The organism is Brevibacillus parabrevis (assembly GCF_003710905.1).
Lineage (GTDB): Bacteria > Bacillota > Bacilli > Brevibacillales > Brevibacillaceae > Brevibacillus > Brevibacillus parabrevis.
The window spans coordinates 1-20284 of the sequence record NZ_RHHV01000029.1 but is presented as its reverse complement, the minus strand read 5'-3'; the positions used below and the strand labels follow the sequence as shown (position 1 = coordinate 20284).

The 20284-nt window shown below is 49.2% G+C and carries 33 protein-coding genes and 1 rRNA gene; 32 read left to right on the top strand and 2 right to left on the bottom strand.

The genetic code is table 11. From position 1 onward, the window contains the following. Positions 1-15: 15 nt before the first annotated feature. From rpsQ to EDM60_RS27385, 28 genes are all read left to right on the top strand, one after another. On the top strand, positions 16-282 hold the full coding sequence (rpsQ, locus tag EDM60_RS27520) for a 30S ribosomal protein S17 (RefSeq protein WP_005828837.1): 267 nt from the start codon (positions 16-18) through the stop codon (positions 280-282). A 41-nt stretch (positions 283-323) separates the two neighbouring features. Continuing rightward, positions 324-692 carry a 50S ribosomal protein L14 gene (gene rplN, locus EDM60_RS27515; RefSeq protein ID WP_005828835.1) on the top strand — a complete coding sequence of 123 codons (369 nt, stop codon included), beginning with the start codon at positions 324-326 and terminating at the stop codon, positions 690-692. A gap of 49 nt (positions 693-741) precedes the next feature. Then, positions 742-1056, top strand: coding sequence for a 50S ribosomal protein L24 (gene rplX / locus EDM60_RS27510; protein ID WP_005828833.1), 315 nt, complete (start codon positions 742-744; stop codon positions 1054-1056). 26 nt (positions 1057-1082) lie between these two features. Beyond that, entirely contained in the window at positions 1083-1625 is a 543-nt protein-coding gene (gene rplE, locus EDM60_RS27505; RefSeq protein WP_063231103.1) for a 50S ribosomal protein L5, read from the top strand. 24 nt (positions 1626-1649) lie between these two features. After that, positions 1650-1835 (top strand): type Z 30S ribosomal protein S14, encoded by a 186-nt coding sequence (locus EDM60_RS27500; protein WP_005828830.1) that lies wholly within the window; start codon positions 1650-1652, stop codon positions 1833-1835. Between the two features lie 27 nt (positions 1836-1862). After that, the gene (gene rpsH / locus EDM60_RS27495; RefSeq protein ID WP_047074701.1) at positions 1863-2261 is read left to right on the top strand and encodes a 30S ribosomal protein S8; all 399 of its coding nucleotides are present in this window, start codon (positions 1863-1865) and stop codon (positions 2259-2261) included. Between the two features lie 35 nt (positions 2262-2296). Then, on the top strand, positions 2297-2833 hold the full coding sequence (gene rplF, locus EDM60_RS27490) for a 50S ribosomal protein L6 (RefSeq protein WP_063231102.1): 537 nt from the start codon (positions 2297-2299) through the stop codon (positions 2831-2833). A gap of 32 nt (positions 2834-2865) precedes the next feature. After that, a complete protein-coding gene (gene rplR / locus EDM60_RS27485) occupies positions 2866-3228 on the top strand; it encodes a 50S ribosomal protein L18 (RefSeq protein ID WP_063231101.1) in 363 nt (120 codons plus the stop codon). Positions 3229-3246: 18 nt separating this feature from the next. Then, on the top strand, positions 3247-3744 hold the full coding sequence (rpsE, locus tag EDM60_RS27480; RefSeq protein ID WP_047074695.1) for a 30S ribosomal protein S5: 498 nt from the start codon (positions 3247-3249) through the stop codon (positions 3742-3744). Positions 3745-3760: 16 nt separating this feature from the next. After that, positions 3761-3946, top strand: coding sequence for a 50S ribosomal protein L30 (gene rpmD / locus EDM60_RS27475; protein ID WP_007716270.1), 186 nt, complete (start codon positions 3761-3763; stop codon positions 3944-3946). A gap of 33 nt (positions 3947-3979) precedes the next feature. Continuing rightward, on the top strand, positions 3980-4420 hold the full coding sequence (gene rplO, locus EDM60_RS27470; protein ID WP_007716272.1) for a 50S ribosomal protein L15: 441 nt from the start codon (positions 3980-3982) through the stop codon (positions 4418-4420). Next, positions 4420-5715 (top strand): preprotein translocase subunit SecY, encoded by a 1296-nt coding sequence (gene secY, locus EDM60_RS27465; RefSeq protein WP_122966799.1) that lies wholly within the window; start codon positions 4420-4422, stop codon positions 5713-5715. The genes rplO and secY overlap by 1 nt, the downstream gene beginning before the upstream one ends. Positions 5716-5776: 61 nt before the next feature. Next, entirely contained in the window at positions 5777-6421 is a 645-nt protein-coding gene (locus EDM60_RS27460) for an adenylate kinase (protein ID WP_063231099.1), read from the top strand. Between the two features lie 7 nt (positions 6422-6428). Then, positions 6429-7175: a type I methionyl aminopeptidase gene (gene map / locus EDM60_RS27455; RefSeq protein ID WP_005828809.1), complete on the top strand. Its 747-nt coding sequence runs from the start codon at positions 6429-6431 to the stop codon at positions 7173-7175. Positions 7176-7292: 117 nt separating this feature from the next. After that, positions 7293-7511, top strand: coding sequence for a translation initiation factor IF-1 (gene infA / locus EDM60_RS27450; RefSeq protein WP_003333772.1), 219 nt, complete (start codon positions 7293-7295; stop codon positions 7509-7511). Positions 7512-7545: 34 nt separating this feature from the next. Continuing rightward, positions 7546-7659: a 50S ribosomal protein L36 gene (gene rpmJ, locus EDM60_RS27445; protein WP_003333770.1), complete on the top strand. Its 114-nt coding sequence runs from the start codon at positions 7546-7548 to the stop codon at positions 7657-7659. A 21-nt stretch (positions 7660-7680) separates the two neighbouring features. Next, positions 7681-8049, top strand: coding sequence for a 30S ribosomal protein S13 (gene rpsM / locus EDM60_RS27440; protein WP_063231098.1), 369 nt, complete (start codon positions 7681-7683; stop codon positions 8047-8049). Positions 8050-8065: 16 nt separating this feature from the next. Beyond that, positions 8066-8467 (top strand): 30S ribosomal protein S11, encoded by a 402-nt coding sequence (gene rpsK / locus EDM60_RS27435; protein ID WP_005828803.1) that lies wholly within the window; start codon positions 8066-8068, stop codon positions 8465-8467. Between the two features lie 156 nt (positions 8468-8623). Further along, the gene (locus tag EDM60_RS27430; RefSeq protein WP_005828801.1) at positions 8624-9568 is read left to right on the top strand and encodes a DNA-directed RNA polymerase subunit alpha; all 945 of its coding nucleotides are present in this window, start codon (positions 8624-8626) and stop codon (positions 9566-9568) included. 127 nt (positions 9569-9695) lie between these two features. Beyond that, on the top strand, positions 9696-10055 hold the full coding sequence (gene rplQ, locus EDM60_RS27425) for a 50S ribosomal protein L17 (RefSeq protein WP_063231097.1): 360 nt from the start codon (positions 9696-9698) through the stop codon (positions 10053-10055). Positions 10056-10236: 181 nt separating this feature from the next. Further along, entirely contained in the window at positions 10237-11088 is an 852-nt protein-coding gene (locus EDM60_RS27420) for an energy-coupling factor transporter ATPase (protein ID WP_122966798.1), read from the top strand. Beyond that, positions 11064-11936 (top strand): energy-coupling factor transporter ATPase, encoded by an 873-nt coding sequence (locus tag EDM60_RS27415; protein WP_122966797.1) that lies wholly within the window; start codon positions 11064-11066, stop codon positions 11934-11936. Before EDM60_RS27420 ends, EDM60_RS27415 begins: the two co-directional genes overlap by 25 nt. A 2-nt stretch (positions 11937-11938) precedes the next feature. After that, the gene (locus EDM60_RS27410) at positions 11939-12736 is read left to right on the top strand and encodes an energy-coupling factor transporter transmembrane component T family protein (RefSeq protein ID WP_122966796.1); all 798 of its coding nucleotides are present in this window, start codon (positions 11939-11941) and stop codon (positions 12734-12736) included. Beyond that, positions 12733-13467 (top strand): tRNA pseudouridine(38-40) synthase TruA, encoded by a 735-nt coding sequence (gene truA / locus EDM60_RS27405; protein ID WP_122966795.1) that lies wholly within the window; start codon positions 12733-12735, stop codon positions 13465-13467. Before EDM60_RS27410 ends, truA begins: the two co-directional genes overlap by 4 nt. A gap of 252 nt (positions 13468-13719) precedes the next feature. Next, positions 13720-14157, top strand: coding sequence for a 50S ribosomal protein L13 (rplM, locus tag EDM60_RS27400; protein ID WP_005828789.1), 438 nt, complete (start codon positions 13720-13722; stop codon positions 14155-14157). A gap of 20 nt (positions 14158-14177) precedes the next feature. Then, complete coding sequence (rpsI, locus tag EDM60_RS27395) at positions 14178-14570, top strand: 30S ribosomal protein S9 (protein WP_005828788.1); 393 nt, start codon at positions 14178-14180, stop codon at positions 14568-14570. 165 nt (positions 14571-14735) lie between these two features. After that, positions 14736-15452: an N-acetylmuramoyl-L-alanine amidase CwlD gene (gene cwlD, locus EDM60_RS27390; RefSeq protein WP_267901874.1), complete on the top strand. Its 717-nt coding sequence runs from the start codon at positions 14736-14738 to the stop codon at positions 15450-15452. Positions 15453-15563: 111 nt separating this feature from the next. Beyond that, a complete protein-coding gene (locus EDM60_RS27385) occupies positions 15564-16667 on the top strand; it encodes a P-loop NTPase (protein ID WP_122966794.1) in 1104 nt (367 codons plus the stop codon). A 54-nt stretch (positions 16668-16721) separates the two neighbouring features. Here EDM60_RS27385 and gerD read toward each other — a convergent pair whose 3' ends face one another. Continuing rightward, positions 16722-17354 (bottom strand): spore germination lipoprotein GerD, encoded by a 633-nt coding sequence (gene gerD / locus EDM60_RS27380; RefSeq protein WP_122966793.1) that lies wholly within the window; start codon positions 17352-17354, stop codon positions 16722-16724. A gap of 125 nt (positions 17355-17479) precedes the next feature. Between gerD and EDM60_RS27375 the strand changes: the two genes are divergently transcribed. Then, positions 17480-18067, top strand: coding sequence for a KinB-signaling pathway activation protein (locus EDM60_RS27375; protein ID WP_122966792.1), 588 nt, complete (start codon positions 17480-17482; stop codon positions 18065-18067). 53 nt (positions 18068-18120) lie between these two features. Here the strand turns inward: EDM60_RS27375 and pdaB are convergent, their stop codons facing one another. Next, positions 18121-18891, bottom strand: a complete 771-nt coding sequence (pdaB, locus tag EDM60_RS27370; RefSeq protein WP_122966791.1) for a polysaccharide deacetylase family sporulation protein PdaB — start codon at positions 18889-18891, stop codon at positions 18121-18123. Positions 18892-19017: 126 nt separating this feature from the next. Here pdaB and EDM60_RS27365 point away from each other — a divergent pair, with 126 nt between their 5' ends. The 3 genes from EDM60_RS27365 to EDM60_RS27355 all read left to right on the top strand — a co-directional run. Then, the gene (locus EDM60_RS27365; RefSeq protein ID WP_122966790.1) at positions 19018-19671 is read left to right on the top strand and encodes a stage II sporulation protein M; all 654 of its coding nucleotides are present in this window, start codon (positions 19018-19020) and stop codon (positions 19669-19671) included. Between the two features lie 114 nt (positions 19672-19785). Next, on the top strand, positions 19786-20019 hold the full coding sequence (locus EDM60_RS27360; RefSeq protein WP_007787097.1) for a hypothetical protein: 234 nt from the start codon (positions 19786-19788) through the stop codon (positions 20017-20019). Between the two features lie 195 nt (positions 20020-20214). Then, positions 20215-20284 (top strand): 16S ribosomal RNA (locus EDM60_RS27355); the annotation flags it as partial.

Below are 20284 nucleotides of genomic sequence, written 5' to 3'. Positions count from 1 at the left end.
AAGGAGGTTTGAACGATGACCGCAGAACGCAATATGCGTCGATCCGTTGTAGGTCGCGTTGTTTCCGACAAAATGGATAAAACCATTGTTGTGCTTGTTGAAACTTACAAGACACACCCGTTGTACGGCAAACGCGTGAAATACTCCAAAAAGTTCAAGGCTCACGACGAGAACAACACGGCAAAAGTGGGCGACATCGTAGAATTGATGGAAACTCGTCCTTTGTCCAAAGATAAACGTTTCCGTTTGGTACGTATCGTCGAAGAGGCAGTAATCGTATAAGTCAGATTTTCGGATATCAAATCCGAAAGGAGGAACAGTAAATGATCCAAACTCAGACGAGATTGGCTGTTGCTGACAACTCCGGTGCAAAGGAACTCATGTGCATCAAGGTTCTGGGTGGTTCCGGTCGCAAAACGGCGAACATCGGTGATGTTATCGTGTGCTCCGTAAAATCCGCTACACCCGGCGGCGTTGTCAAGAAAGGTCAAGTAGTTAAAGCAGTTGTAGTTCGTACTGTAAGTGGCGTTCGTCGTCAAGATGGTTCTTACATTCGTTTTGATGAAAATGCAGCTGTAGTCATCAAAGAAGATAAGTCCCCACGTGGTACTCGTATCTTTGGACCAGTAGCTCGTGAGCTCCGCGACAAAGATTTCATGAAGATCATCTCTCTGGCTCCAGAGGTTATCTAATTGAACGGAAAAACTCAGGCAGTTTGTTCGATAGGAGGTGCACCAAGCGATGCACGTTAAAAAAGGCGACACTGTTATCGTAATTGCGGGCAAAGATAAAGGCAAAAAAGGTCGCGTTCTCGCTGCTTATCCGAAGAAAGAACGCGTACTGGTTGAAGGTATCAACCTCGTGAAGAAACACAGCCGTCCGTCCCAAGCTAACCCGCAAGGTGGCATTGTGACTCAAGAAGCAGCGATTCACGTTTCCAACGTATCTTTGATCGATCCGAAGTCCGGAAAAGCTACTCGCATCGGTTACAAAGTTTTGGATAACGGTAAGAAAGTACGGTATGCGAAAAAGTCTGGCGAAGTACTCGACAAGTAGTCAGGTTGGAAAGGAGGATATCCTAGATGGCAACAAGATTGAAAGAAAAGTACACTAACGAAATCGTGCCTGGTTTGATGAGCAAGTTCAACTACACTTCCATCATGCAAGTGCCGAAAGTAGAAAAGATCATCATCAATATGGGTGTTGGCGAAGCGGTAGGCAACGCTAAATCCTTGGATACTGCGGTTGAAGACCTGCAAATTATCGCTGGTCAAAAGCCTGTAGTAACTCGCGCTAAGAAGTCCATCGCTGGCTTCAAATTGCGTGAAGGTATGCCGATCGGTGCGAAGGTTACCCTGCGCGGCGAGCGTATGTACCACTTCCTCGACAAATTGATGAACGTATCTCTCCCGCGTGTTCGTGACTTCCGTGGAATTTCTTCCAAGGCATTTGACGGTCGCGGTAACTACACACTTGGTCTGAAGGAACAACTGATCTTCCCTGAGATCGAGTACGATAAAATCGACAAAGTTCGCGGTATGGACATCGTAATTGTTACTTCCGCGAAAACGGATGAGGAAGCTCGTGAGTTGCTGACTCAAATGGGTATGCCATTCCGTAAATAAACCCACTCGTAAGGAGGGAAGAATGTGGCAAAGAAATCTATGATCATCAAGCAACAGCGGCAGCCGAAGTTTGCAGTACGCGCGTACACTCGTTGCGAGCGTTGCGGACGTCCTCACTCCGTATTGCGCAAATTCAAACTCTGCCGTATTTGCTTCCGTGAACTTGCTTATAAAGGTCAAATTCCAGGCGTGAAAAAAGCAAGCTGGTAATTTGAAACGGGAAGGAGGTTTTCTCTCATGGTTATGACTGATCCAATCGCAGATATGTTGACACGTATTCGTAACGCCAACATGGTTCGCCACGAGAAAGTGGAAATCCCGGCGTCCACCATCAAGAAGGAAATCGCGCGCATTCTGAAAGAAGAAGGCTTCATCCGCGATGCGGAGTTTGTTGAAGACAACAAACAAGGAATCATCCGCGTATTCCTGAAATATGGTGCGAACAACGAGCGCGTCATCACAGGTCTGAAACGTATCTCCAAACCAGGACTTCGTGTTTATGCAAAAAACAATGAAGTACCTAAGGTTTTGGGTGGCCTCGGTTGCGCGATCATCTCTACATCCACTGGCGTTATGACTGACAAGCAAGCTCGTCAAGCTCATGTTGGTGGAGAAGTTCTTGCATACGTTTGGTAATCAACAGAATGTAAAAAGCACAGGAGGTGCACCACATGTCTCGTGTCGGTAGAAAACCGATCGTGGTACCTGCAGGCGTTACCCTCACTCTGAACGGAACTGAGCTGACGGTAAAGGGCCCTAAGGGTCAACTCGTTCGTAACTTCCATGAAGATATTAAAATCAACATCGCTGAAAACGAAGTAGTAGTAGAGCGTCCAAGCGATAACAAACTTCACCGTTCCCTGCACGGTACAACTCGTGCGCTTGTTGCCAACATGGTAAAAGGCGTATCCGAAGGCTTCACTCGTACCTTGGAACTGGTCGGTGTAGGTTACCGTGCTGCCAAAACTGGCAACGGCGTTACTCTTTCTCTTGGTTTCTCCCACCCAGTGGAAGTTACTCCAGAAGCGGGTATCGAAATCGATGTACCAAACCAAACCACTCTGGTGGTTAAAGGCATCAACAAAGAGCGCGTAGGTCAAGTTGCTGCTGAAATTCGTTCGCTGCGTAAACCCGAGCCTTACAAAGGTAAAGGTATTAAGTACAGTGATGAAGTGGTTCGTCGTAAAGAAGGTAAAAAAGGTAAATAAGCTTCTAGCTTCATGAGAAAGGAGGCCGCTTAATGTTTACGAAAGCTGATAAAAACAAAGCTCGGAAAAAACGTCACCTGCGTATCCGCAAACGTGTGATTGGTACTGCCATTCGCCCACGTCTGAACGTATTCCGTTCTTCTAAGCACATCTACGCTCAACTGATTGATGATGCAACTGGCGTAACACTGGCATCTGCATCTTCTTTGGATAAAGAGCTGGGCCTGAAAAATGGCGCTAACGTGGAAGCTGCTACAGCTGTTGGCACACTGATCGCTAAGCGTGCACAAGAAAAAGGTGCGACTGAAGTGATTTTTGACCGCGGTGGTTACATCTATCATGGACGTATTAAAGCACTGGCAGAAGCAGCTCGTGAAGCTGGTCTGCAATTCTAACAACAAGGAGGGTAAGGAATGCGTATCGACCCTAGCAAATTAGAGCTCGAAGAAAAAGTAGTCGCTGTTAACCGCGTAGCTAAAACGGTTAAAGGTGGACGTCGTATGAGCTTCAGCGCCCTGGTTGTTGTGGGAGACCGTAACGGCCACGTAGGTGCTGGTATGGGTAAAGCTCAAGAAGTTCCAGACGCCATTCGCAAAGCGATTGACGACGCTAAGAAAAAATTGATCCGTGTACCGATGAGAGGAACAACTGTTCCACACGAAGTTATGTGCCAATTCGGTGCTGGTAAAGTTCTCATCAAACCTGCTGCCCCTGGTACAGGTGTTATCGCCGGCGGACCTGTTCGTGCCGTACTCGAACTGGCTGGTGTAGGCGATATCTTGAGTAAGTCTCTTGGTTCCAACAATCCTATCAACATGGTCAACGCTACGCTGGAAGGCCTTGGTCGCCTGAAAACAGCGGAAGATGTCGCGAAATTGCGCGGTAAGACTGTTGACGAGTTGTTGGGTTAATAAGGAGGGAATGAACATGGCAAAATTGCAAATCACCCTCAAACGTAGCCTGATCGGTCGCACTGTAGACCAACAAGATACTGTAAAAGCTCTTGGTCTTCGCAAAATTAACTCCACTGTAGTGAAGGAAGACAACGCTGCAATTCGTGGAATGGTTTTCAAAGTGAAGCACTTGGTTGAAGTGAAAGAAGTAGAAGCATAATTGAACATCTCAATCAGTTAGGAGGTGCAACGTATGAAATTGCATGAACTGCAACCTGCAGAAGGATCCCGTCACACTCGTAAGCGCATCGGTCGCGGTATCGGTAGCGGTACTGGCAAAACTGCTGGTAAAGGTCACAAAGGTCAAAACGCTCGTTCCGGTGGCGGTGTACGCCCAGGTTTCGAGGGTGGTCAAAACCCATTGTACCGTCGTCTGCCTAAGCGTGGTTTCACTAACATCAGCCGCAAAGAATTTGCGATTGTTAGCCTGGACGCGCTGAACCGTTTCGAAGAGGGTACTGTAGTAACGCCTGAACTGTTGAAAGAAACAGGTGTTATCAGCGCGCTGCGCGACGGTGTTAAGGTTCTTGCTAACGGTGAACTGACTGTGAAGCTGACCGTTAAAGCTCACAAGTTCTCCGGAGCTGCTGCTGAGAAGATCGCTCAAGTCGGTGGAACAACCGAGGTGATCTAATGTTAGCGTCCTTAACTAACATTTTTAAGATTGGCGACTTACGTCGTAAGATCCTTTTTACTCTCATGATGTTGGTCGTCTTCCGGATCGGAAGCTTTGTACCCGTTCCTAACGTAAACGTCGAGCTGTTTCAGCAGAACACAAACCACTTGTTGGGCTTGTTGAACACCTTCTCTGGTGGAGCACTGCAAAACTTCTCGATTTTTGCCATGGGTATCATGCCATACATTACGGCCTCGATTATCATGCAGCTGATGTCGATGGATGTAGTGCCTAAGCTGACGCAATGGGCACGCGAAGGGGAAGTTGGCCGTCGCAAGATTGCTACTGTTACCCGTTACGCTACGATCATCCTCGGCTTGATTCAGTCTGTTGGTATGACGATCGGTTTTAATAATATGGCGCCTGGCTTGCTCAAGGACACTTCCGTTGGCAGCTATGCACTCATTGCGTTGACACTGACGGCTGGGACCGCATTCATGATGTGGATGGGGGAACAGATTACGGAAAAGGGTATCGGTAACGGGATTTCGATCCTGATCGTTGCTGGTATCGTCGCGAACATTCCACACGGAATCACGACGATTTACACCACGCAATTCGCTGACCCTTCTCAAAACGTATTCTTCAGCATCGTCAAAGTTGTGATCATTCTGCTGGTGATCCTCGCTATTATCGTCGGGGTTATCTTTATGCAGCAAGGGATTCGTAAAATTCCAGTGCAATACGCGAAGCGAGTGGTTGGACGTAAAATGTACGGTGGTCAATCCACACACATTCCACTGAAAATCAACTCTGCGGGTGTTATTCCTGTAATCTTTGCGGTCTCGCTCGTACTGTTCCCTTCGACAATCGCACAGTTCTGGGTGGATTCATCCGGTACAGGGTTCGCCAACTGGATCTATCGCAACTTCCAAGTCAATGAACCGTTGGGAATGACGTTGTACGCTATCTTGATTCTCGGGTTCACCTATTTCTACACATTTGTTCAGATCAATCCTGTGCAAATGGCAGAGAACATGAGAAAAAATGGCGGTTACATTCCTGGTATCCGACCCGGTAAAAACACTGAGGTTTACATTACTCGTACACTAAACCGCCTTACATTGGCTGGCGCTTTGTTCTTGATGGCAATTGCTATCTTGCCATTCTTCTTCAGTAAGCTGGCTAACTTGCCGCAGCAGATTTACATCGGCGGCACTTCGCTCTTGATTGTGATCGGGGTAGCCCTTGATACAATGAAGCAGATCGAAAGCCAGATGATCAAACGCCACTACCAAGGGTTTATCAAGTAATGACTTAGATGTTTACAGAAAAGCCTCTGTAGCTTTTCTTTATGGGACGGAGGGAATGGACGTGAATATAATTCTGATGGGGCTGCCTGGTGCCGGTAAAGGAACACAGGCAGAACGTATCGTAAAAGAGTTTGATATCCCGCACATTTCGACTGGCGACATGTTCCGGGCTGCGGTTAAAAACGAAACGCCGCTCGGACTGCAAGCCAAATCCTTTATGGATAAAGGTTTGCTTGTTCCCGATGAAGTAGTCATCGGAATTGTGCGGGAGCGCCTCTCGATGGAAGACTGCGCAAAGGGTTTCCTGTTGGATGGATTTCCGCGCACAGTTCCACAGGCGGAAGCGTTGACAGCTACCGTAAAAGAGCTGGGACGCGAAATTGATCATGTGATTAATATCAACGTTCATCGCGAGCAATTGATTGAACGTCTGACCGGTCGCTGGATCTGCCCTGTATGTGGAGCTAGCTATCACACGATGTTCAATCCTCCAAAAGAGGCTGGCGTGTGTGACAAAGATGGTGGTAAGCTGTATCAGCGTGAAGATGACAAGATCGAAGTGGTAACACAACGTCTTGACGTCAACATCGCGCAGACTCAGCCACTCATCGACTACTACTCCGCACAGGAACTCCTGCGAGATATCAATGGGGAACAAGATATCCAGGTAGTGTTTGCGGAAATTAAGTCATTGCTAAGAGGGTAATTGCCGAATGATTATCCTGAAGTCGAAAGCAGAACTTGAGGTTATGCGCGAAGCTGGTCGTATCGTCGCACTCACCCATCAAGAACTGGCCAAGGCAATTAAGCCTGGTGTCACGACAAAGCAGCTAGACGAAATTGCCGAGACATTTATTCGCAGCATGGGAGCAGTTCCATCATTTAAAGGCTACGGTGGCTTTCCAGGTAGTATCTGTGCTTCAGTCAATGAAGAACTCGTACACGGGATCCCAGGGAAACGGGCGTTGCAAGAGGGAGACATCATCAGTATCGACATCGGTGCTCAGTTCCAAGGGTACCATGGAGACTCCGCTTGGACGTATCCGGTCGGCAAGATTTCAGCAGAGAATGAAAAGCTGTTGCGGGTAACGGAAGAATCGCTCTTCAAGGGGCTTGAAAAAGCTGTTCCTGGTGGACGATTGTCTGATATCTCACATGCGATTCAAGTTCATGCAGAAGCTGCCGGCTTCACACTCGTCCGCGAGTATGTGGGGCATGGGATTGGGCAAAACTTGCACGAAGATCCGCAGGTTCCTAACTACGGTCCTCCTGATCGGGGGCCGAGGTTAAAACCAGGCATGGTGTTGGCAATTGAGCCAATGGTAAATGCCGGCGAACGTTATGTCCGCACATTGGAGGACAATTGGACGGTAGTAACATTGGATCGGAAAACATGTGCTCATTTTGAACACACCATCGCGATTACGGAAGATGGCTATGAGATTTTTACACGAACATAAAGCGGGAGTTCCGAGTGATTCGGGATTGTCGTCCAACGTGTCGACGATAAGTTCGTTGTGTGATCATTTCGCAAAACTCATGGTCCGACTGAAGAGCAGAAGAAAGGAGAGTTTACCATGGCAAAAGATGATGTAATTGAGGTAGAAGGCACAGTAATTGAGCCTTTGCCGAATGCTATGTTTCGAGTAGAATTGGAGAATGGACACAAAGTCCTTGCTCACGTGTCCGGAAAAATCCGCATGCACTTTATCCGTATCCTGCCGGGGGATAAAGTAACTGTTGAACTGTCGCCGTACGACTTGACCCGCGGACGTATTACGTACCGCTATAAATAGTAAGCAAAACCCCTAGAAAAGGGAGGCAAGAACCATGAAAGTGAGACCTTCGGTTAAACCGATCTGCGAGAAATGCAAGGTTATCCGTCGTAAAGGTAACGTAATGGTTATTTGTGAAAATCCTAAGCATAAGCAAAAACAAGGGTAAACAAGGAGGTGCTTCTGACACATGGCACGTATTGCAGGCGTAGACTTGCCGCGCGAAAAACGCGTTGAAGTTGCTCTTACCTACATTTTTGGTATTGGCCGCCCCACGTCTAAAAAAATTCTGTCTGCCACTGGCGTAGACGTGAACACTCGTGTTCGCGATCTGACAGAAGATGAAGTTAGCAAACTGCGTGAGTACATCGACAAAACCGTTAAGGTGGAAGGCGATCTCCGTCGTGAGATTTCCCTGAACATCAAACGTTTGATGGAAATCGGATGCTTCCGTGGAATCCGTCACCGTCGTGGACTGCCAGTTCGTGGTCAACGCTCTAAAACAAATGCTCGTACACGTAAAGGTCCACGTCGTACGGTAGCAAACAAGAAGAAGTAAAGGAGGGTAAACTGACATGGCGAAAAGAAAACAGGCTACAGCAACTCGTACCCGTCGTCGTGATCGTAAAAATGTTGAAGTCGGCGTAGCACATATCCGCTCTACTTTCAACAACACGATCGTAACCATTACAGATCCACACGGTAACGCGATCTCTTGGTCCAGCGCTGGTTCCCTCGGCTTCAAAGGCTCCCGTAAAAGCACTCCATTTGCTGCACAAATGGCTGCTGAAGCGGCTGCACGTGTTGCTATGGAACATGGCATGCGTTCCCTTGAAGTATCGGTAAAAGGCCCAGGTGCTGGTCGTGAAGCAGCGATCCGTTCCCTGCAAGCAACTGGTCTTGAAGTGAACATGATTAAAGACGTGACGCCAATTCCGCACAACGGTTGCCGTCCACCAAAACGTCGCCGCGTGTAACTGGTTTATATTGTTCAGAACATGTCCATACTAGAATGGTAAATTCTGATTTATAGCTTGTCATGCACGCAAACGGTAAACCGCCGGGGAAATTCCTGAGTGGGCACGTATGCGGCCCACCCAAGGATTTCGACGTTTTGAAGGAGGGTTTGTTTAATGATAGAAATAGAAAAACCAAAAATCGAGGTTGTGGAAGTAAGCGACGACAACTCGTATGGGAAATTTGTTGTAGAACCTCTGGAGCGCGGATACGGAACTACCCTTGGCAACTCGCTGAGACGAATTCTTCTTTCGTCCTTGCCAGGCGCGGCAGTTCGTACTGTTCAAATCGATGGGGTTCTTCACGAGTTCTCGACAGTGGAAGGCGTCGTTGAAGATGTAACCGAGATCATCCTGAACATCAAAGGCTTGGCGCTGAAGATCCATTCCGATGAAGAAAAAGTAATCGAGATCGATGCAGAAGGCGAAGGCGTTGTCAAAGCGGGAGATATCCGTGCTGACAGTGATGTGGAGGTCTTAAACCCTGATCTTCATATTGCAACGTTGGCCAATGGCGGTCGTCTGCATATCCGCATGACAGCTGGACGTGGTCGTGGTTATGTTCAATCAGATGGAAACAAATCCGAGGATCTGCCTATTGGTGTGATTCCGATTGATTCGATCTACACGCCGATCAAGCGCGTTAACTATCAAGTGGAAAATACCCGCGTAGGGCAAATGACCAACTATGATAAGTTGACACTTGAGGTTTGGACAAACGGCAGTATCAGTCCGGAAGAAGCCGTAAGTCTCGGCGCCAAAATCATGACGGAGCACTTGAACCTGTTTGTCGGTCTGACCGATGAGGCGAAAGATGCTGAAATCATGGTTGAAAAAGAGGAAGACAAAAAGGAAAAAGTTTTGGAGATGACTATCGAAGAGCTGGACCTTTCTGTTCGTTCCTACAACTGCTTGAAGCGTGCCGGTATCAACACCGTGCAAGAGCTGACGCAGAAGACCGAAGAGGACATGATGAAAGTGCGCAACTTGGGTCGCAAATCTCTGGAAGAAGTGCAGGAAAAGCTGGCTGAGCTGGGACTTTCCCTGCGTAGCGACGACTAGAGTAGCAATTCCAAAAGGCAAGCTTTTGTTCTCTCAAGTCAGTCCCTTTAGGGGGATTACAGATCTGGCTTCCCGACAGTAGAGGTTTCTACGTAGTGTTGCCAGCTTGAAAAGGGAGGTAAAGACAATGGCATACCGTAAATTGGGTCGTCGTAGTTCAGCTCGTAAAGCGTTGTTCCGCGACTTGGTAACTGACCTGATCATCAACGAGCGTATCGAAACTACAGAGATGAAGGCGAAAGAACTGCGCCCAATCGCTGAGAAAATGATCACGCTCGCGAAACGCGGCGATCTGCATGCTCGTCGTCAAGTGGCTGCTTACGTTCGTAAAGAAGTTGCGAACGCAGAAGGTCGCGATGCTGTACAAAAACTGTTCGATGAAATCGCGCCACGCTTCAAAGAGCGCAACGGTGGATACACTCGTATCCTGAAAGCCGGCCCTCGCCGCGGCGACGCTGCTCCAATGGCGTACATCGAATTTGTTTAATAGTGGATAGAAATTGGTCGTTTGACATTGGGAGCGAGACACAACCTCGGCACCGGTGGTAATTGACCGTGAAAAGGGTGGGGGCAGATCTGGTCATAGGCTGGACTCTGATTCAACCCTTTTTTTCTTTCTGTCTGGAGAAATCCTGCTGGTCTGTTGAAGGCTGGGGAGGAAACACCTCATGAATGAAGAGAGCCTGCTGGCACTGCAAGATGTTTCGTATTCCTACGATGGAGAGAATGGCAGTCACGTTCTTGTATTGAAGGATGTCGATCTGACCATTCAAAAAGGTTCCTTTGTGTCCGTACTGGGCCATAACGGGTCCGGCAAGTCTACGATGGCGAAGCTGATGAACGCCTTATTGCTTCCTGAAGGCGGGAGGGTGCTTGTCGCTGGCATGGATACTGCCAAGGGAGAGATGGTCTGGGAGATACGCCGTCATGTAGGCATGGTCTTCCAAAACCCTGACAATCAGATTGTCGGGGCTACCGTGGAGGATGATGTCGCCTTCGGGCTTGAAAACATGGGGGTTGATCCCGAGCAGATGCGGCAGCGTATTGATGAGGCATTGGCTTCGGTAGGGATGGAGGCGTACTTGCTGGCACAGCCGCACCGCTTGTCAGGGGGACAAAAGCAGCGCGTGGCGATTGCCGGAATCATGGCAATGCGGCCATCGGTCATCATTTTGGATGAAGCGACAGCTATGCTGGACCCCCAGGGCAGACAGGAAGTGCTGCAACTGGTGAAGACCTTGAATCGTGACGAAGGGATTACCATCATCAATATTACGCATTTCCCGGATGAAGCGATCTACTCAGACCGGGTCGTCGTGATGAATGCCGGAGAAGTTCTGATGGAAGGAACGCCTGAAGAGGTGTTTAATCAGGTCGAGCGTTTGAAGAAAGTCGGACTGGATGTTCCATTCGCTGTCCGGATTCGGCATGTGCTGGCTTCCAAAGGAATTGATCTCCCGTTTGTACTGCACCAAGAGGAGCTGGTGGAGCACGTATGCAGATTACTTTTGACCAGGTAAGCCATGTTTACGGAAAAGGAACACCGTTTGAGCGTATAGCCTTGCACGACATCTCGTTTATGATTCCATCGGGGTCTTTTGTAGGGATTATCGGGCAAACAGGCTCCGGCAAGTCGACATTGATCCAGCATTTGAACGGCTTGCTTTTGCCAAGCGCCGGGAAAATAACCTTGGGTGATACGGTAATCACCGCGAAGCAGCGATTGCCGCATGAGCAAAGGCGGGATATCGGTCTTGTTTTCCAGTACCCGGAACATCAATTGTTTGAGGAAACGGTAGCGAAGGATGTTGCCTTTGGGCCTTCAAACTTTGAATTGCCGGAAGCGATGGTGGATGCCAGGGTGCGGGAAGCTCTTGAGATCGTTGGTCTGGATTACGAAAAAGTCAAGGATCGCTCCCCGTTTCACATGAGCGGAGGGCAAATGCGGCGTGTAGCGCTGGCGGGTGTTCTGGCCATGCAGCCGAAAGTTCTCGTTTTGGACGAGCCGACAGCCGGTTTGGACCCAGAAGGGCGCAATTTGATCCTCGAAGCGATCTACCGCATTCATCAGGAGCAGAAGCTGACGACGCTCCTGGTCACTCACAGCATGGAAGAGGCGGCGAGGTATGCCGACTATATGCTCGTGCTGGCGCAGGGAAAAGTGGCTTTGCAGGGCAAGCCGGATGAAGTCTTCATGCAGGCAGAACGACTCCGCGAGCTGGCTATGGATGTGCCTGAGACGGTTGCGTTTGTGTCGAGGCTGAATCAGATGCTGCCGGACAAGGAAGGTCTGCCGAACTCCGTCTATCGGGAAGAAGAGTTGATTGCCCATCTGCTGGAACGTCTTTCCGTACCAAAGGAGGGCTAGGCATGCTGCAAAATATAGCCATTGGTCAATACGTACCTGGGCATTCCTTTTTACATCGCGCTGATCCGCGAAGCAAACTGCTCTTTATTATTCTTTTTGCCACGTTAGTCTTTTTGGCTAACAATGCGTTAACGTACGCAGTATTGATCGCTTTTACGCTGTATGCCGGACTGCTGTCCAGGCTCTCGCTTGGCTATATTCTGAAAAGCTTGAAGCCTGTCTGGATACTGATCGTGTTCACCATCGTCCTGCACATTTTCATGACCAAAGGCGGTACCGTCTACTTCCAGTGGGGCTGGTTTACTGTGGAGGAACGCGGGGTGCAGCAAGCAATCTTCATTTCCTTCCGTCTTGGGTTGCTGGTGATCATCAGCTCTTTGCTGACGCTGACCACCTCGCCCATCGATTTGACGGAGGGGCTTGAACGTCTGCTTGGCCCATTTGCCCGGATTGGCGTCCCTGTGCACGATATTGCCCTGATGATGTCGATTGCGATCCGTTTCATACCTACGTTGATGGAAGAGACGGACAAAATCATCAAGGCGCAGACTGCCAGAGGAGCCAACTTTACGAGTGGCAGCCTGATAAAACGCGCGCAGAATCTGATACCGATCGCGATTCCGCTGTTCGTCAGCGCGTTTCGCCGGGCAGAGGATCTTGCTCTCGCTATGGAAGCCAGAGGATATCGCGGAGGTGTCGGACGGACCCGACTGCACAAGCTTGCCTTTTCCTGGCGAGATGCAGGAATGGCCGTTGCAGGCGTTTTGCTGGCGATTACGATTGGATGGTGGCGAGCATGAGACGGCTGCGCTGTGTTTTAGGATACGACGGAACAGACTTCAGCGGCTTTCAGGTGCAGCCAGACCAGGTGACGGTGCAAGGGGAGATTGAAGCGGCGTTGACGAGAATTACGGGGGAATCGATCCAGATTCACGGCTCAGGACGAACGGACGCAGGCGTGCATGCACGCGGCCAGGTGATTCATTTTGATACGGGCAGCCATATTCCTTTGGATAAATGGCGATTCGTGCTGAATAACCAGTTGCCTGATGCCATCGTGATCCGCTCTGTGGAAGAGGTGGCAGAGTCCTTTCACGCCCGTTTTGACGTGCAGGTGAAGGAGTATCGGTATTGCATCGACAACAACCCTGCGCCGGACGTGTTTCGTCATCGCTATGCCGACCATATTCGTTTTCCGCTGGACGTTGCGGCCATGCAGCAAGCTGCCTGTCATTTGGTAGGAGAACATGACTTTACGTCATTTTGCTCAGCCAAAACGTTTGTCGAGGACAAGGTCCGCACGATTTACAGCCTGACAGTAGAGCGCAGCGGCGGCGAAGTATGGGTAACGTGCCGGGGCAATGGCTTTTTGTACAACATGGTGCGCATTATTGTGGGCACCTTGGTGGAAGTCGGGCAGGGCAAACGCCATCCCGATGAACTCAAAAAGATTCTTGCGGCACGCGATCGGGAAATGGCAGGGAAGACAGCGCCAGCCAAAGGTTTGACGATGTGGGAAGTCGTCTATTAACAGACAGATTTCCAACTATTAGACCAAGTGGAGGCACTTGACTACGAGACTGCGATGTAGTACGATATTCCTTGGTATTTTAACCCCGCCTAGCCCCACTCTAGCCCCGGGATTGAAAGACAAGATCGTGATTAATGGAACACCTGGAAGAGTTGCTCACCCGTAACAGCAATTATCTTCCATTGCAAGTTTCGGTTGTTTTGGTTATAAGTAGATGGACATGTAAAGGTAAGATATTTAGGAGGGACAAAAATGCGTACCACATATATGGCGAAACCGCTCGAAGTTGAGCGCAAATGGTACATCGTTGACGCAGAAGGCCAAACGCTGGGCCGTCTGGCAAGCGAAGTAGCTTCTATCCTGCGCGGCAAATTGAAACCTGAATTCACTCCTCACGTTGACGCTGGCGATTTCGTAATCGTAATCAACGCTGACAAAGTGAAACTGACAGGTAACAAGCTGCAAGACAAAATTTACTACACTCACTCCCTGTATCCAGGTGGTTTGAAAAAGACTACTGCTGGCGACATGCTGAACAAAAAACCAGCTCGTATGTTCGAACTGGCGGTAAAAGGTATGCTGCCTAAAAACAGCTTGGGACGTCAAATGTTCACTAAGCTGAAAGTTTACGCTGGTACTGAGCATCCACATGCAGCACAAAAACCAGAAGTTTGGCAAATTCGCGGTTAAGGTAAAGGGAGGAAATATACGTGGCACAAGTACAATACTACGGTACAGGTCGTCGTAAGCACTCCGTAGCACGTGTTCGCCTGGTTCCAGGTGAAGGTCGCATCGTGATCAACAAACGTGAAATGGATACTTACTTTGGTTTGGAAACACTGAAATTGATCGTAAAACAACCACTCGTTCTGACTGAGACTCTTGGTCGTTACGATGTACTGGTTAACGTAAACGGCGGCGGAACAACTGGCCAAGCTGGTGCAATCCGTCACGGCGTTGCTCGCGCTCTGCTGAAAGCAGATCCAGAACTGCGCGGCGCTCTGAAACGCGCTGGCTTCCTGACTCGCGACCCACGCATGAAAGAACGTAAAAAATACGGCTTGAAAGCTGCTCGTCGCGCACCTCAATTCTCCAAACGTTAATTTTTGTTTGGCAAGGCTCTCGAACCTTTTTGGTTCGGGAGCTTTTTTGCATTTTGTCCCAGCGCCTGATCAGCCTTTTGGTTCCAGGCTGCTGACCTACGGAATATTTGTCCATGTTTGTCCATATGATGAAACGAGAGAATGGGACAAAGGGGACGATACGCCGTGACACGAAAAGGGGTAGGCTGGATACTGGCTTTCGCTTTACTGGTGGTGTTGTTCACCTACGAATCGCCGGACCGTTCGTCGTGGACGGCATGGTCATTGCCGTTGACCGGAACCGTTATTGCCATCGACCCGGGACACGGGGGCAAAGATGGCGGGGCTACGTCCAGTTCAGGCGATGTGGTGGAAAAAGAGGTGACGCTGGCAATCAGTATGTACTTGCGCGATTTTCTCCAGCAGTCAGGTGCATTTGTCATCATGACAAGGGAGGAAGACAAGGATCTCGCTTCACCGGAAGCTGATCGGGCCAAAAAAAGAAAGTCGGAAGATATCCGCAACCGGGTGAAACTGGTGAACGACAGCTCTCCCGATTTTCTGGTCAGCATCCATGTAAATTCGATTCCTTCGCCCAAGTGGTCGGGTGCGCAAACTTTTTACTCGCCGACTTTCAAAAAAAGCGGAGAGGTATCGTACCTGATTCAGGATGAGATCAAACGGGTGCTGGGCAATACCGATCGTGTTCCAAGCAAGACGAACAACGTGTTTTTGATTCGCGAGGTGAACTGCCCCGCTGTATTGGTCGAGGTTGGGTTTGTCAGCAATACAGAAGAGGCAAAACGGCTGCAGAGCACGGAGTACCAAAAAGCTATGGCGAATGCGATTTACCAGGGGATTTTGCGGCAGTATTCCGGAGAAAAAGCGCCAATTGCACCTTGAGCGGGCGGCGACTGTGTGCCGCTCGTCTGAATGTGCTATAATGAACGCGCAAACTACCTTGTAAGAACGGTATGAAATCAATTGCCAAGACTATAGATGAGGTGAACAAGCATGTTGACCAGAGAACAAATTTTGGAAGCGCTGCGCGATGTAAAAGACCCTGAGATCAATCGCAGCCTGGTCGAGTTGAACATGATCAGAGACATACGTGTTGAAGGCGCTACAGTTAGCCTGACAGTCGTATTGACGATCTCCGGCTGTCCTCTCAAGGCCAAGATCGAAGACGACGTCATAGGGGCCGTTAAAGCGCTTGGAGCGGAGGAAGTACGTGTCCAGTTTGGCTCGATGACGGACGAGGAGCGTGCGGCTCTCAGCGCCCAGCTCCGCAATACTCAGGGAGGTCAAACCCACAACATGACGCCGGGACAAGCACCTCTGCTCAATCCGATTTTGGCCAAGGATTCGAACACGACCTTCATCGCGATTACTTCCGGTAAAGGCGGAGTTGGAAAATCGACAGTGACGGTCAACCTGGCAGTCGCGCTTGCCCGCCTGGGGAACAAAGTCGGGATTATCGACGCTGACATCTACGGCTTCAGCGTGCCTGACATGATGAACATCGACCAGCGCCCAACCGTTATCGGAGAAACAATCCTTCCGGTAGAAAAGCAAAACGTGAAGGTCATGTCCATGGGCTTCTTCGTAGAGGACAACTCGCCGATCATTTGGCGTGGGCCGATGCTTGGCAAAATGCTGCGCAACTTCTTTACGGAAGTTCACTGGGGCGAAGAGTTGGACTACTTGCTGCTGGACTTGCCGCCAGGAACGGGTGACATGGCTTTGGATGTGCACACGATGATTCCGCAGAGCATGGAGATCGTTGTGACGACCCCACACGCTACGGCAGCCTTTGTAGCGGCGCGTGCCGGTGCGATGGCAAAGCGGACGGGACACGAGATTCTTGGCATCGTGGAGAACATGGCGTGGTACGAGGCGAAAGATGGTTCCAAAGAATACGTATTTGGACGCGGTGGCGGAGCGAAGCTGGCTGAGACACTGACTACCGAGCTTTTGGCGCAAATTCCGCTGGGACAACCTGAGAATCATCCGTCCGAACCAGATTACTCTCCATCTGTTTATCGCGAGGACAGCGCAATCGGGCAGCTGTATATGGATATGGCGAAACGCGTTATGGCAAAATGTGAACAGCAGTAAGCACAAAAGACAGGAAAAAGGTGGGCCCGCCCTTCGGGAGCTCACCTTTTTTTGTTAGGAAGAGGAGTCGCCAGAATCTCCACCGCTATCCCCGCCGCTTTTGCCTTTTTTCTTCGGTTTCAGTTCTTTCGGCTTGGTCATGTCTTCGGAGACTTTGGTCATTAGCTTCATCAACTCGGCTTGAAACAGCGGGCTTTGCAAAGACTCCTTCATGACCTGCATCGTTTGTTGGCGGTAAGCTGCGCTTTTCATCAAGTCCATGAGGTTTTTTTCGAACTCAGGGTCTTTCATTACGCTGATAAGCTGCTTTTGGTACTCGGGGTCTTTCATCAAGTCCTTCATCAAAGTTTTTTGCTCATCCTTCATCGATTTGGCCAAGGTGCTGGCGAATTTCGGATCTTTGAAGGCCTCCTTGATGTGGGGGCTGTTCGGATTGGTCATGCTTTGTATCAATGTGGTCCGAACAGTGGACTCGTCAATCATCAGGTTTTGCTTGAACTTCTCATCTTTCATCATTTTGCCAACAGATTGTTTGGCTTCGTCAGTCTGCAATATGTCCAGCACCATGTCTTTGACACTCTTATAATCAGGCTGAGACGAACTTTGCGCTTGTCCGCCGCTTGAGCAACTGGAAAGGACCAGACAGACAAATGCGGATAGCCAAAAAGACAATGCCTTCTTTCTCATGGGGTGGACACCTCCTTCTTTACTCTGCCTAAGAGTAACGTGCGCATTTTGTTTTGTTCTTACGCTAGTATTTTCTTGTATCCATTGGTACAATCATATTCGATGTGGAATGGAGGGAATGTTTGGTGAGTTTGCGAAAGTATGGCTGGCTCTTTGTCACCACGTTGCTCTTGGGTGGATTGGGCGGAGTCCTGGTCGCCTTTATTTTTGACTTGGACAAGCTGTTGGAAGGCAGCGCGGGCAACTTTTTTGTCGGCACGCTGATGTATCTTTTGTACGGGATGACCATTAGCATTGTGGCCCAAATGGGTTTTTTCGCCTATATGACGATTAATTATTTTGCCAAAACGATTTTCAAAACGCCGTCCATGTGGAAGAGCGTTCAAGTGTTTTTGATCCTCTTTGTCTTTTTTGATATGATTTACCTCCGTTACACGTCGCTTGGCGAAGGAAAAGGAATCGGGACATACTTTATTGAGCCGATCCTGCTCTTGATCGTTGCTTTGGCTACCGCTTACGGAAAAGTGAAGCTGACGAACAGAACGGCATGGATTCCCACGATGTTTTTCATGTTTGTGGTGACGTCACTGGAATGGATTCCGGCCTTGAAGGAAGACAACGTGCATGCGACCTTGTCCATGCTGGTTCCGTTGCTTTTTTGCAACGTATGGCAAGTGATGCATCTACACCGCCTGGTAAAAAGAGAAAGCTGACCTCATCGGACATGAGTCAGCTTTTTTGCTTTTTGTAGGGAGTAGTCTGGCAATCAGTTGATTTCTTTACTCTGGATATTGGTGCCGGCGATCAGTTCGGACACCGTGACAAATTCGTATCCTTGCTTGCGCAGCTGGTCAATGATGATAGGGAGGGCAAGGTGTGTTTCCTTGGCCGAGTCACTGGCGTGCAGCAGGACGATATCGCCCGGGTGTGCTTTTGACAGGACGTTTTGAACAATGACATCCTTTTTCGGCTCGATCCAGTCTTTGGAGTCTGTATCCCATTGAACGACCGTGTAACCCAAACGGTTGGCGATTTCCAGAACCCGTTTATCAAAATCACCGTTTGGCATGCGCAAAAGCGTCGGCTTTTTCCCCGTCATCTCGGTCAGGATGGAATCGGCTTTGGTAATTTGCGTGCGAATTTCCTCGTCTGTATATTTGCTGTAGTTGTCGTGTTTATGACCGTGCGAGCCAATTTCCAGCCCGTCCTCCTTGATTCTCTTGACGATTTCCGGGTGGCGCTGACTCCAGGGGGAGGAGAGAAACAGCGTTGCTTTGTTCACATTTTTTTCTTTTAACACGTCGAGGATGGGGAGTGCGCGTGTTTCGCCCCAGCTGATGTCAAAGGTGAGGGCAATTTTTTTGTCTTTGGTATCCACCTTGTAGATGGCTTGGGGGCCTTGCTTATTGCCATTGCTGGAAAAAGCCGCAATCGTATCGCGCTCGGCATAGCCGATGCCCGCGGTTAGCAAAATGGCCGCAGCGATAATGAGAATTTGCTTCAAGCGCTGAGCGCTCACGACGTAAATAAATTTCATCGTTAGGCACCTCCTTTGTCCGATAACAGTTTATGCAGGGGAGACAAGGATATTCTTTGGCCTCGTGGCTATAGTTGAGGTACAATGCATATAGTGAAAGTAAGAGGCAGTAAAGGAGCGTGGCTCATGAAGAAAAAACTGCAGCATCTGTGGTTTGATAACAAACGGTTTTTCTTGGCCGCTTGTCTTATTTTTCTCGGGGGCGGTTTAATTGGCTACTTCCAGGCTCCTGCGGTGGAAACCGTGGTGCAGAGCTTGATGGGACAATTGAAAGAAATAGCGGAGCGAATCAAAGAGAGCGGCGGGGGAGTGCTGGCTACGTTTTGGATGATTTTTTCCAACAATGTGCTCAGCTCCTTGATGATGATGGCTCTCGGGTTGTTTTTTGCATTCTTTCCCATAATTGGGATGCTGGCGAATGGCGTGCTGCTCGGATTCATCATCGCGAAGTACAGTGCTGCCGGAGTTGATCCATGGGTGATTTTTAGCGCGGGAATTTTGCCGCACGGGATATTTGAACTGCCGGCTGTGCTGTTTGCTGCTGGTATCGGGATCAGACTCGGTTTGCTCAGCTTGCGCTCTGTCGGTTTGCTGTTTGCGCCGCATAATGGGGAACGGGTGAAAAATGATTGGTATGACACCCTCAAGCAATTTCCAGTTGCCGTGTTGACTGTAATTGTCGCGCTCTTTATCGCAGCGGTCGTCGAGAGCTCGATTACGCCACTGATCCTCAAGGCAACACTCGGGGAGCAGCTGCAGCAATTAAACTTGCTGAAATAATTCTGATTTGCCAAGAAATTGAAGCCTTCCTAAACGGGAGGCTTTTTAATTTGAATAGGGTTGAATTGTGATGGAAAGGATAGAGGAGAGACTCGTAAGGCGGAGGCGATATCGTTGTTAGGGTTTTTGTTTAATGCCAAAGAAGTGCAAGAACTAGAGTATTTGCTGAAGCGGGAGCTGGAAGAAATGCTGCTCGACTTTAGCGACAAACGAATCGATTATTTGGTGAAGCGTGCTATGGAAGAGAGGTACTCCATCATGTTTCGCATGTACGCGAGAATAGCCTCTCCCAATGAGCTTTCCAAGTATGTGAGACGCAGAAAACTGGGGGAAGAACATTTCACCTGAAAACTTTTTTGAAAAACCTATTGACTCTTGTATAGTGGCCATGATAGATTAGTTCTTGTCCTTGAGACGCCATCACGAAAAACGATGAACACTCAACGGATTCACAACAAGTAATTGCTCCTTGAAAACTGAACAGCGAAAGCGTTGATGAGTCTATCATTAAATGATTTGCCAGCTTTGAACCAGCAACAAACTTTATTGGAGAGTTTGATCCTGGCTCAGGACGAACGCTGGCGGCGTGCCTAATACATGCAAGTCGAGCGAG